Genomic DNA, 12,406 nt, shown 5'->3' with positions numbered 1-12,406 from the left:
CTGACCGTCCGCAGGAAGCGATGTCGCGCCGACGCCAGCGAAACATCGTGGGCGCCATACTGATCGCCTGCGCGGCGACTTCCTGCACGAGCGACGAGCCCACTGGTCGAGCACCGCTCACGGCGATCGTCACCGCTCCCGCACCGAGCGTGCCCTCCGGTGACCCCGACCTGGGCGCTCCCGAGCAGGTGGCACGCGGGATCGACGTCCCGTGGGGCCTCGCCTTCCTGCCCGACGGCACGGCGCTGGTGGCCGAACGAGATTCCGGGCGAATTCTGCGCGTGGCGCCGGGCCGAGAACCGGAGTTCTTCGCCGAGGTGCCCGGCGTGGTCGCGCGCGGCGAGGGTGGACTGCTCGGCCTCGCCGTCGCCCCTGACTATGACCGAACCCGGTATGTCTACGCGTATTTCACCGCCGAGGACGACAATCGCATCGTGCGGTTCCGGCCAGGAGAACCGGCAGAGGTCGTGTTCGGCGGAATCGCGAAGGCGGGCAACCACAATGGCGGCCGCATCGCCTTCGGGCCCGACGGCATGCTCTACGTCGGCACCGGCGACGCCGGCCGGAGCGGGCTGTCCCAGGACGCCGCGAGCCCCAACGGCAAGATCCTGCGGATCACCCCCGACGGCGCACCGGCGCCGGGCAATCCGACCCCCGGCTCGCCGGTCTACAGCCTCGGCCACCGCAATGTGCAAGGTCTGGCCTGGGACGGCACGGGCGCGCTCTACGCCGCCGAGTTCGGCCAGAACCGGGTGGACGAGCTCAACCTGATCGAGCCGGGCCGCAACTACGGCTGGCCCGAGGTCGAGGGATCCGGCGGTGCGAGCAGTGGTCTCACCGACCCCCTGCTCACCTGGTCGACCTCGGAAGCCTCGCCCTCCGGCATCGCGATCGCGGGGAACACGCTCTATGTAGCCGCTCTCCGCGGTGAAAGACTCTGGACCGCAACTGTATCCAACGGCACCGCCACGAATCCCCGCGATGTTCTCGATGATTCCTACGGCAGACTGCGCACCGTCGCCGTGGCACCGGACGGCGCACTCTGGCTCACCACCTCGAACACCGACGGCCGCGGCGACATTCGTGACGGGGACGACCGTATCCTCCGCTTCCCGGCCCGCTGATCGTTGCGGACTTCGGTACTACCCTGCGGGCAAGGCCTCGCCGAATCCCCGGTCGGCCATCCATCGAAGGAGTTTCCCGATGCCGGACAGTCCCGCGTTGGTTCCCGCCGACCCGGCCGTGCTGCATCCGATGCCAGGCCAGCCGCGCGTGGTGCTGCTGAAACCGCTGGTCACCTCGCCGTTGATCGAGGTCGGGGAGTTCTCCTACTACGACGACCCCGACGATCCGACGGCATTCGAGACGCGCAACGTCCTCTACCACTACGGGCCGGAGAAGCTGATCATCGGGAAGTTCTGCGCCCTTGGCACGGGCGTGCGTTTCATCATGAACGGCGCCAACCACCGCATGGACGGCCCGTCGACGTTCCCCTTCCCGACCATGGGCGGCTCGTGGTCGGATCATGTCGATCTGCTCACCGGCCTGCCGAGCCGCGGCGACACCGTCGTGGGTAACGACGTCTGGTTCGGCAACGGCGCGACGGTGATGCCCGGCGTGCGGATCGGGCACGGCGCGATTATCAGCACCGGTTCCGTTGTCACCTCCGACGTGCCCGACTACGGCATCGTCGGCGGAAATCCGGCCCGCCTCATCCGATCTCGCTACAGCGACGAGGACATCGCCCGCCTGCTCGCCGTCGCCTGGTGGGACTGGCCGCTCGACCACATCACCGCGCAGGTGCCGACGATCATGTCGGGCAGCATCGCCGACCTCGAAGCCGCCGCACCGCAGCGCTGATCCGCCGCGGTGGGGCTACGCGTTGCCGATCTGTTCGACGTAGCCGGTGCCGCTGATCGCTGTGCCACGGAACGTCCCGGTGTAGCGGTAGCTGCCGACGTAGCCGCCGGTCATGCCGTAGATGTAGTCGTCGTTGGCGACCGCGTCGATGTGGATCAGCGGTCCGCCGTTCTCGTCGTCGACAGCCCAGGTGAACGCGGTGCCCAGGGTCATCTCCCGGCCGGCCGGGGTGTGGCGGGGCGTCGGTTCGCGCTCGGTGATCCGGTAGTGGTAGCCGTCCTCGTAGACCCCGCCATGGTCCTCGCGGGACCGGACGTAGACGGCCTGCTGCAGGGGAACACCCAGCGGCCCACGGACTTCCACCATCAGCACCTGGGTGTCGGCGTCGATATTGATGATCTGGTAGGTGAAGAAGCCGATGAACAGATCCACCGCGACGGCGCGGGCGTATTCGAGCGTGCTGAGTCCGGACAGGTCGTAGCGCGTGCCGTGATGCTCGACGGTGCCCTCGTACTCGCACAGCAGCGACCAGTGGTCGTACAGCCCGCCGCGTAGCTTCGCGAAATGCGCGACCTTGTCGGTGGCGCGGACTCGCAGATCCGCCCGGAACTCCGGATTGCGATAGGCGACAGTGAAATGAGGGTAGGTGCCCTGCATCGCGAAGTCCGCACCGAAGCGGATCACGCTCGCATCGGGCGCCAGTTGCAGGTCGCGCTCGACCTGAAAGCCGCGGAACTGGCCGGGAAACCGGACCGCGGTGCCTGCCAGCAGGTTGGCGGTATCGGCATCGGAGGTCTCGATCAGCTGCGCGTTGCGGAAGGCCTTGACCTTCGGCTGCCCGATCACGGTGATGAAGTCCAGGAAATTCAGCGGTGCGGGCAGACCGGGGAACATGAGTCCGTAGTGGACGGTGCGATGGCGCCCGCGCGGCGGATGGAACGGGGTGCTCGGGTCGAAGGGGGTGCCGCTCAGTGCGTGCGAGCCGGAGACGGTGCGTTGCAGGCCGTGGAGCAGGGGAGTCGTTATCGCCATGGTGGATCAGGGCCTTTCGCGGAAGGGACGAGCGCGGCACTCGTGCTGACCAAGTGGAAAATTACTTGTTGGTCAATTCCGATGTCAACCATCGATCCGGTGGGCGCGAAGATCTCGCACCCGCAATTGACCAGCGGTCTGGGCGCGGTAAATTTCCGATCAGCGGCTGTGGGTCAACGCGGTGGCGGAAGGGAGACGGTGATGGGCACTGCCGGGACGAAAGGTGTGCCGCGAGCCGAGCGGGAACAACAGCTCCTCGACATCGCAGGCGAGCAGATCAGCCACGCGGGCTACGCCGGGCTGTCCCCCGGTGCCGTCGCGGCCGCGGTCGGAGTGTCGAAACCCCTGGTATTCCACTACTTTCACAGCAAGGAAGGCCTGTACGCCGCGTGCGTCGAGCGGGCGGCCGACACCGTGTGCGGGGCCATCGAGTCGGTGTTCGACGGGTCGCCCGGAATCGCGATGGCCGAACGCACACTCGAGGTCGTCATCGGTGTCCTCGCCCGGCGACCGCACGATTGGAACGTGCTGCTCGACACCTCGCATCCGGTGCACGGCGTCGCCGCCGACGCCGCGCACCAGGCCCGGCGGCGCATCGCCGATCAGGCCCAGCGCGGCGCCGCCGCCTTGCTCGCGGAGCGTGGAATCACCGACGCCGCCGACCTGTCCGCGCTCACCGACGTCTGGATGGGCGTGGTGACGGCCATGGTGAACTGGTGGCTGCGACACCCGGACGAAAGCGCGGACGCGATGATCGCCCGCTGCCGACGGCTCATGGGTGCGCTGTTCTGGAGCGGACCGGCCGACGGCCAGTCACCGGCGTAACCGGGAAAACGCCGCCTTCAGAGCGCGCCTGCCAGGTCGTCGAGCAGGCGCCGCTTGGACCTGGCGCCGACGACGGTCCGCACCGGGATGCCGTCGCGGAACAGCATCAGGGTCGGCATCGACAGCACGGCGTAGTCCGCCGTGGTCCGCGGATTGGCGTCCACGTCGATCTTGACGATCGCCATCCGGCCCGCTTCCTCGTTGGCCAGCTCGTCCAGCACCGGCTCGATCATCTTGCACGGTGGGCACCACGCGGCGGTGAACTCGACGAGCACCGGCAGGCCGGCATCGAGCACCTCGCGCGCGAATGTCACATCGGTCACGGTGGCGACGGTCTTGGTCATGGTCTCTCCTCGGTGGCCGGGGCCGGAAAATCGCCCCGATGACGCGACGGTAGGGATTGACCTCGACGTCAAGGCAAGTCGTGCGGAGCTATTGAGTCGGTTGTCCAGGAGTCCGGCCGACGAGCAGCGGCGATAGCGCTGACCGGCCCGACGATGCCAACTTCCATCTATACGTGCCGGTAACCCTCGGACGCTGTTCACATATACGGAGTAGAGGTGCACACTGCCCTTGAACCGGAGTTCGAATTCGCACCCGTCCCGGGCAACGTCCTAGGTAATGGAAAGGAGTCGGCGAGTGTTCAGCCGCATCGCCATCGTCAACAGGGGAGAGGCCGCAATGCGGCTCATCCATGCCGTCCGTGATCTGGCAGCGGCGACCGGGCTACCGATCGAAACGGTCGCCCTCTACACCGACGTCGACCGCAACGCCACGTTCGTCCGGTCGGCCGATATCGCCTACGACCTCGGTCCGGCCTCGGCGCGCCCGTACCTGGATCTCAAGGTGCTCGAGAAGGCACTGGTCGCCACCAAGGCCGACGCGGCCTGGGTCGGCTGGGGCTTCGTCGCCGAGGACCCGGCCTTCGCCGAACTGTGCGAGCACATCGGCGTCACCTTCATCGGCCCGAGCGCGGACGCCATGCGCAAGCTGGGCGACAAGATCGGCGCCAAGCTGCTGGCCGAAGAGGTCGGCGTACCCGTCGCGCCGTGGAGCCGGGGCGGGGTCGACACGGTCGAGGACGCCATCACGGCAGCCACCGAGATCGGCTACCCGCTGATGCTGAAGGCGACCGCGGGCGGCGGCGGCCGCGGTATCCGCATGATCACCAACGAAGCCGAACTCGTCGACGCCTATGAGCGCACCCGCCAGGAGGCCGCGCGGGCCTTCGGCAGCGGCGTCGTGTTCCTGGAGCGCCTGGTCACCGGCGCCCGCCACGTCGAGGTGCAGGTGATCGCCGACGGTCAGGGCACCGCGTGGGCGCTCGGCGTCCGCGACTGCTCGGTGCAGCGCCGCAACCAGAAGGTCATCGAGGAGTCGGCCTCACCGGTCCTGAGCCCCGAGCAGGCCGCCGAACTGAAGGCCTCGGCCGAGCGCCTTGCCGTCGCGGTCGGCTACCGCGGCGCGGCGACCGTCGAGTTCCTGTACCACCCGGGTGAGCAGCTCTTCGCGTTCCTCGAGGTCAACACCCGTCTGCAGGTCGAGCACCCGATCACCGAGTGCACCACCGGTTTCGACCTCGTCCAGGCCCAGCTGTCGGTGGCCTCCGGTGGCAAGCTCGAGGGCGAACCGCCCGCCGAGCGCGGCCACGCCATCGAGGCGCGGCTCAACGCCGAGGACCCCGACCGCGACTTCGCGCCCGCACCGGGCCGCATCGTGCGCCTCGACCTGCCCGCCGGCCCCGGCATCCGCGTCGACACCGGCGTCAGCGAGGGCGACACCATCCCCGCCGACTTCGACTCGATGATCGCCAAGATCATCGCCTACGGCCGCGACCGCGACGAGGCGCTGGGCAGGCTGCGCCGCGCGATGGCGCAGACCAGGGTCGTCATCGAAGGCGGCGCGACGAACAAGAGCTTCGTCCTGGACCTGCTCGACCAGCCCGAGGTGATCGACGCCAGCGCCGACACCGGCTGGATCGACCGGGTGCGCAGCGAGGGCCGCCTCGTCACGCATCGCCACTCCGCCATCGCGCTGGCCGCCGCCGCGATCGACGCCTACGAGGACGACGAGCGGGTCGAGCGGCACCGGCTGATCTCGACCGCCTCCGGTGGTCGTCCGCAGGTGCAGCACGAGAGCGGGCGCCCGCTCGATCTCAAACTGCGCGGCGCGAGCTACCGGGTCCGCGTCGCCCGCATCGGCGCGCACCGCTTCCGCGTCGGCATCGAGGCAGGGACCGAGCTGGTCACCGCCGACGTCGACCTCGAGCGGTTCGATCTGCACACCGGCCAGATCGTCGTCAACGGCAGCCGCTACCGCCTGGTCACCGGCACCCACGGGCCGACCCATGTGATCGACGTCGACGGCGTGACCCACCGGATCAGCCGCGACGAGGGCGGCGTCGTCCGCTCGCCCGCGCCCGCGCTGGTCGTCGGCACCCCGGTCGAGGTCGGCGCCGAGGTCGAGGCAGGCGCCGCGGTGCTCGTGCTGGAGAGCATGAAGATGGAGACGGTGCTGCGCGCGCCGTTCCGCGCCCGGCTGAAGGAGTGCGCGGTCTCGGTCGGCACCCAGGTCGAGACCGGCGCGCCGCTGCTGCGCCTGGAACCGCTCGCCGACGAGGACGACGAGGCCGCCGAGACCGAAACGGCAGGCACCGTCGAGCTCGATCTGCCCAGCGAGCCCGCGCCGCGGCAGACGCACGAGCGGCTCGCCCGCGGCCTGCAGGACCTGCGGAGTCTGCTCCTCGGCTTCGACGTGGATCCGCACGACGACCGCCGCGTGCTCGACGACTACCTCACGGCCCGCCGCGAATCCGTCGCCGCCAACCACCGGCCGCTGGCCGAGGAGCTCGAACTCGTCGAGGTGTTCGCCGATCTCGCCGCGCTGAGCCACAACCGCTCGGCCGACGACGAACCCGGCCAGAGCCACGTGCACAGCGACCGCGAGTACTTCCACACCTACCTGCAGAGCCTCGATGCCGATCGGGCCGGTCTGCCGGAGCCATACCGCGCCAAGCTCGCGCAGGCACTCGGCCAGTACGGCGTCACCGAGCTGGACCGCACGCCCGACCTGGAATCCGCGGTCTTCCGGATCTTCCTCGCCCAGCAGCGCCCCGCCGACACCGTCGAGGTCATCACGACGCTGCTGCGGGAGTGGCTGCGCGAGCCGATGCCCGATCAGGTGCTGCGCGAACCCGTCGGCCTGACCCTGGAACGCCTTGTCGTGGCCACCCAGGTGCGTTTCCCGGTGATCGCCGACCTGTGCCGCGGCCTGGTGTACGGCTGGTACGGCCAGCCGCTCCTGCGCCGCAACCGTGCCCGTGTCTACACCAATGTCCGCAGGCACCTGACGCATCTGGACGCGCACCCGGATACGGCCGATCGCGCCGAGCGCATCGCCGACATGGTGCGCAGCACCGAGCCGCTGGTGCGGCTGCTCGGCCAGCGGCTCGAGCGCGACAAGCCCGACCACACCCCAATGCTCGAGGTGCTGACCCGCCGCTACTACGGCAACAAGGGCGTCACCGGCGTCCACACCGAGCACGTCGGTGGCTGCGCCTTCGTCGTCGCCGAGCGTGACGGCGCGAGCCTGGCCTCGGCCGCGGTGAGTTTCGACGCGCTCGGCACCGCGCTGAGCGGGCTCGGCGAGCTGGCGAGCGGGGCGGCCTCGGTCGACGCCGACATCTACCTCAGCTGGGTAGCCCAGCCCGAGGACTCCGACGCGATGGCGGCGGCGCTGCAGGAAGTCCTCGCCGCGCACCAGCTGCCCCCGCAGGTGCACCGGATCACGGCCACGGTCGCGGGCAGCAACGGCGCGGTCATGCACCACCACTTCACCTTCCGCCCCTCGGCCACCGGAATGGCCGAGGAGCGGCTGATCCGCGGCCTGCACCCCTACATCGCGCAGCGGATGCAGATGGAGCGGCTGCGCAAGTTCGACCTCACCCGGCTGCCGTCCTCGGACGACGAGGAGGTCTACCTGTTCCGGTGCGTGGCGAAGGGCAATCCGTCCGACGACCGCCTCATCGCCTTCGCCCAGGTCCGCGACCTGGCCGCGCTGCGCGACCAGGACGGCAGGCTGCTCGCGCTGCCCACGGCCGAGGCCACCATCGCCACGTGTGTCGACTCGATCCGCCGCGCCCAGTCCCGGCGGCCGTCGGCCAAGCGCCTCAACACCAACCGCATCGTGATGTACATCTGGCCGCCGATGGATGTCACGAGGGACGAACTGCGGACCATCGGCGGGCACGTGCTGCCGACGGCGGCGGGCGCCGGGCTGGAGGAGATCCTGCTCATCGCGCGGCAGCGCGACGCGAAGACCGGTGAGCTGACGAAGGTCGGTGTGCGCATCTCCTTCGACGCCACCGGTGGCTCCGAGGTGACGGTCGGCGACCTGTCCGACGAGCCGGTCGAGCCCGTCGACGAGTACCGGCAGAAGGTGCTGCGGGCCGCGGCGCGCAACACCGTGTACCCGTACGAATTGACCGGTGTACTGGGCAGTTTCGCCGAGTACGACCTCGACGCCGACCATGCGCTGGTACCCGTCGACCGGCCGAAGGGCCGCAACAAAGCGGCCATCGTCGCCGGTGTCGTCACCACGCCGACCACCCAGCATCCCGAGGGCGTCACCCGGGTGCTGCTGCTCGGCGACCCCACCAAGTCGCTCGGCGCGCTGTCGGAACCCGAGTGCCGCCGGGTGATCGCGGCGCTCGATCTCGCCGAACGCCTGCAGGTTCCGCTCGAGTGGTACGCGCTGTCCTCCGGCGCCCGGATCTCGATGGAATCGGGCACCGAGAACATGGACTGGGTCGCCGCCGCGCTCAAGCGCATCGTCGAGTTCACCCAGGACGGCGGCGAGATCAACATCGTGGTCGCCGGCATCAACGTCGGCGCGCAGCCGTACTGGAATGCCGAGGCCACCATGCTGATGCACACCAAGGGCGTGCTGGTGATGACGCCGGAGTCGGCGATGGTGCTCACCGGCAAGCAGTCGCTGGACTTCTCCGGTGGCGTGTCGGCCGAGGACAACTTCGGCATCGGTGGCTACGACCGAGTGATGGGCCCCAACGGCCAGGCGCAGTACTGGGCGCCGAACTTGGCCGCCGCCCGCGACGTGCTGATGGCGCATTACGACCACACCTATGTCGCCCCGGGCGAGCAGGCGCCGCGCCGGTCGCAGACGGTCGACCCGATCGACCGCGACATCTCCGGCTTCCCGCACGTGCTCGCCGACAGCAGCTTCGCCACCGTCGGCGAGATCTTCTCCGCCGCCGCCAACCCGGATCGCAAGAAGCCCTTCGACATCCGGACCGTGATGCGGGCGCTGGCCGACCAGGACCACCCGGTGCTGGAGCGCTGGGCGGGAATGGCCGACGCCGAGACCGCGGTGGTGCAGGACGCGCATCTGGGCGGAATCCCGGTGTGCCTGTTGGGCATCGAGTCGCGCAATGTGCCGCGGCGCGGTTACCCGTCGACCGACGGACCCGACACCTACACCGCGGGCACGCTGTTCCCGCAGTCGTCTAAGAAGGCGGCCAGGGCGATCAACGCGGCCAGCGGCAACCGGCCGCTGGTGGTGCTGGCGAACCTGTCCGGCTTCGACGGTTCCCCGGAGTCGATGCGCAAGCTGCAGCTCGAGTACGGCGCCGAGATCGGCCGCGCCATCGTGAACTTCCAGGGCCCCATCGTGTTCTGCGTGATCTCGCGCTATCACGGCGGTGCGTTCGTGGTGTTCTCCAAGGCGCTGAACCCGAACATGACCGTACTCGCGCTGGAAGGCTCGTTCGCGTCGGTCCTCGGTGGCGCTCCGGCCGCCGCGGTGGTGTTCGCCGGCGAGGTCAACTCCCGGACCGCGGCCGACCCGCGCGTGCGCGACCTGGAAACCCAGGCCGCCAACGCGTTCGGCACCGACCGCGCGACGCTGACCGCGGAACTCGACGAGGTCCGCTCCTCGGTCCGGGCGGAGAAGCTGGGCGATGTGGCCGCGGAGTTCGACCGTGTCCACAACATCCAGCGCGCCGTCGAGGTCGGTTCGGTCGACGCCATCGTCAGCGTCGCCGAACTGCGCCCCCGGATCATCGACGCCATCGAGACCCGTCTGCCTCGGTAACCGTCGAAACTGGTGAAGTGCGCCGCCCACCCCGGGTAATCCGGGGTGGGCGGCCGCATTTCGGATCGAGCTAGCAGTCCCCGGCGCGGACCCGCAGGTCGCGGGCGAGGTGGTCGCGCTGTTCGACGACCAGGCGGCGCAGTGCGCCCGGTGCGTCGGCGTGGTCGGCGAGCCAGGCGTCGACGGGATCGAGTGACTCGCCCGCGGGGAACAACCCGTCGACGATGCGGCGGGCGATCTCGATGCTGCGCTGTTCCCAGACCGTCCGCAGCGCCGCGAAGTACTCGTCGTCGTAGCGGGCGATCAGATCGCGGCGTCCACCCGCACGGAAACCGGTGATCACAGCGTCGAGGTGGTCGTTGGTCAACGTGGTGTCACCCAGTGCCGAGGCCCATGCCGCGGCCTTCACCTCCGCGTCGGGTCGTGCCGCCAGTGCCCGCCGGTGCGCGGTGCGGCCCGACGCCGTGTCGTCGCCGGCGAGTTCGGCATCCAGGTCGGCGGCGGTCGCCGCACCGGTCGCGGACAGCGCGGTCCACAGCGCCCAGCGCAGATCGGGATCGAGGGGAAGTCCCTTCGGCGCGGGAGTATCGCCGAGGAGGATCGCGCGGATGTCCGCGGCGCGGCGGTCGTCGAAGGTGGCTGCGGTGGCCGTCGCCCGTGCCCAGGCCAGTTGCGCGCCCGAACCGGGTTCCGACGAATGCAGTGTCGCCCAGCAGGATTCGAGCCATTCGCCGCGCCATCCGCGCCATCCGTCCCTGGCGTCCTCCGGCAGATAGTGATTGACGGCGAAGGACGCGTTCGACAGCACCGCGGTCAGCAGCGCCATGTTCGTTTCGGCGGGCGCGAAATCGCGGGCCATCGTCAGATAGCGCCCGACCTCGAGCTCACCGTCGCGCGTGGCATTCCACAGCGCCGACCAGATCAAGCCGCGCGCCAGCGGATCGGTGACCCGGTCCAGCGAACGTTCCACGGTGGCAAGGGAATCCGCGTCGAGGCGGACCTTCGCGTAGGTGAGGTCCCCGTCGTTGAGCAGGCGCAGCGGAGCGGGCGCGAGCGCGACCGGCGTCCGTTCCTCGACGAGGTCGAGCTCCACGCGCTCGCGCACGACGAGGTCGCCCGCGGCATCGAAGTCGTAGAGCCCGACGGCCAGCCGGTGCGGCCGCGGGTCGGTCTGCACGATCTCGCCGCCGTCGAGCGTCAGCGTGGACATCCCGGAGGTCTGCAGCCAGGCCCGCGCCCATCCAGCCAGGTCACGCCCCGAATCCGCGGACAACTCGGTCAGCAGATCCGCCAGCGTGGTGTTGCCGAACGCGTGCGTCCGGAAATACCGGCGCACCCCCGTGAAGAACTCCTCCCGGCCGACATAGGCGACCAACTGCTTGAGGACGCTGGCGCCCTTGGCGTAGGTGATGCCGTCGAAATTGAGCTTGGCGGCCTCGAGGTCGGGGATGTCGGCGACGATCGGGTGCGTCGTCGGCAGCTGGTCCTGTAGATAGGCCCATGCCTTGCGGCGGTTCGCGAACGCCACCCAGGCGTCGGTCCACTCGGTGGCCTCGACACTGGCCAGCGCGCCCATGAAGTCGGCGAAGGACTCCTTGAGCCACAGATCGTCCCACCACACCATGGTGACCAGATCGCCGAACCACATGTGGGCCATCTCGTGCAGGATCGTGTTCGCCCTGCCCTCGTACTGCGCGGAAGTGGCCGCGCCACGGAACACATACGCCTCGGTGAAGGTGACCAGGCCGGGGTTCTCCATCGCGCCCAGGTTGTATTCGGGGACGAACACCTGGTCGTACTTGCCCCAGGGATACGGGTAGTCGAAATGCTCGGCGAAGAAATCCAGCCCCTGCTTCGTCACCTCGAAGACGGTGTCCGCGTCCAGATATCCGGCCAGCGAGACACGGCACAGGACACCGAGCGGAATGGTGAGTTCGCCTCGCGTCCAGGAGGATTCGACACGATGGTACGGGCCCGCCGCCACCGCGGTGATGTAGCTGGAGATCGGCAGCGTCGGGGAGAACTCGACCTTCCGCCGCGCACCGTCGTCCTCGACCGTCGCGGCGGGCCGATTCGACACGACTTCCCAGCCGGACGGCGCGGTCACCACAAAGGTGAACGGCGCCTTCATGTTCGGCTGCTCGAAGCACGCGAAGACCCGGCGCGCGTCGGCGGGTTCGTACTGGGTGTAGAGGTAGGTCGCGCCGTCGACCGGATCGAGGAATCGGTGCAGCCCCTCACCCGAGCGGCTGTACTCGCCGGTGGACCGCACGACGACCACGTTCGTCGCAGACAGACCGCCGACCGTGAGGCGGGCGCCGTCGTATTCGACGTCCACCTGCTGCCCGTTCACGGTCACCGACTCGACCGAGAGCCCGAGGAAGTCGAGCCACGTCCGGTCGGTGGTGGCGTCGAAGGTGACGGTCGTCGTGGTGGCGAACCCGGCCCGATCCTGATCTCGGGCGCCCGAGAGGTCGAGTTCGACGCGGTAGTCGTGGACGGTGACCGCCGCTGATCGCGCGGCGGTCTCGGAACGGGTCAGGTTCGCGGTAGGCACGGCTCGATCCTGCCAGCCGCAGCA

The 12,406-nt window shown here is 69.4% G+C and carries 7 protein-coding genes; 4 read left to right on the top strand and 3 right to left on the bottom strand.

Features of this window, described 5'->3' with window-relative positions; all coding sequences use genetic code 11:
• The first annotated feature begins 20 nt into the window (after positions 1-20).
• On the top strand, positions 21-1,124 hold the full coding sequence (locus ACFWF2_RS03160) for a PQQ-dependent sugar dehydrogenase (RefSeq protein WP_379304066.1): 1,104 nt from the start codon (positions 21-23) through the stop codon (positions 1,122-1,124).
• 79 nt (positions 1,125-1,203) lie between these two features.
• The gene (locus ACFWF2_RS03155; protein WP_379304064.1) at positions 1,204-1,860 is read left to right on the top strand and encodes a CatB-related O-acetyltransferase; all 657 of its coding nucleotides are present in this window, start codon (positions 1,204-1,206) and stop codon (positions 1,858-1,860) included.
• 15 nt (positions 1,861-1,875) lie between these two features.
• Here the strand turns inward: ACFWF2_RS03155 and ACFWF2_RS03150 are convergent, their stop codons facing one another.
• Positions 1,876-2,892 (bottom strand): DUF6670 family protein, encoded by a 1,017-nt coding sequence (locus ACFWF2_RS03150; protein WP_379304062.1) that lies wholly within the window; start codon positions 2,890-2,892, stop codon positions 1,876-1,878.
• 201 nt (positions 2,893-3,093) lie between these two features.
• Between ACFWF2_RS03150 and ACFWF2_RS03145 the strand changes: the two genes are divergently transcribed.
• Positions 3,094-3,717, top strand: a complete 624-nt coding sequence (locus tag ACFWF2_RS03145) for a TetR/AcrR family transcriptional regulator (RefSeq protein WP_379304060.1) — start codon at positions 3,094-3,096, stop codon at positions 3,715-3,717.
• A 17-nt stretch (positions 3,718-3,734) separates the two neighbouring features.
• Here ACFWF2_RS03145 and trxA read toward each other — a convergent pair whose 3' ends face one another.
• Positions 3,735-4,061 (bottom strand): thioredoxin, encoded by a 327-nt coding sequence (gene trxA, locus ACFWF2_RS03140; protein WP_379304058.1) that lies wholly within the window; start codon positions 4,059-4,061, stop codon positions 3,735-3,737.
• Between the two features lie 295 nt (positions 4,062-4,356).
• Here trxA and ACFWF2_RS03135 point away from each other — a divergent pair, with 295 nt between their 5' ends.
• A complete protein-coding gene (locus ACFWF2_RS03135; RefSeq protein ID WP_379304056.1) occupies positions 4,357-9,825 on the top strand; it encodes a carboxyl transferase domain-containing protein in 5,469 nt (1,822 codons plus the stop codon).
• 70 nt (positions 9,826-9,895) lie between these two features.
• Here the strand turns inward: ACFWF2_RS03135 and pepN are convergent, their stop codons facing one another.
• Positions 9,896-12,382, bottom strand: coding sequence for an aminopeptidase N (pepN, locus tag ACFWF2_RS03130; RefSeq protein WP_379304054.1), 2,487 nt, complete (start codon positions 12,380-12,382; stop codon positions 9,896-9,898).
• Between the last annotated feature and the right edge of the window lie 24 nt (positions 12,383-12,406).

The organism is Nocardia sp. NPDC060259, assembly GCF_042728775.1.
GTDB lineage: Bacteria > Actinomycetota > Actinomycetes > Mycobacteriales > Mycobacteriaceae > Nocardia.
Note: the sequence above shows the minus strand (reverse complement) of the source record. Positions and strands in the feature narration are given on the sequence as shown.

What these genes read in the sequence shown, in the direction of transcription:
- ACFWF2_RS03160 (WP_379304066.1), top strand. Translation starts at nt 21, where the DNA reads ATGTCGCGCCGACGCCAGCGAAACATCGTGGGCGCCATACTGATCGCC.
- ACFWF2_RS03155 (WP_379304064.1), top strand. Translation starts at nt 1,204, where the DNA reads ATGCCGGACAGTCCCGCGTTGGTTCCCGCCGACCCGGCCGTGCTGCAT.
- ACFWF2_RS03150 (WP_379304062.1), bottom strand. Translation starts at nt 2,892, where the DNA reads ATGGCGATAACGACTCCCCTGCTCCACGGCCTGCAACGCACCGTCTCC.
- ACFWF2_RS03145 (WP_379304060.1), top strand. Translation starts at nt 3,094, where the DNA reads ATGGGCACTGCCGGGACGAAAGGTGTGCCGCGAGCCGAGCGGGAACAA.
- trxA (WP_379304058.1), bottom strand. Translation starts at nt 4,061, where the DNA reads ATGACCAAGACCGTCGCCACCGTGACCGATGTGACATTCGCGCGCGAG.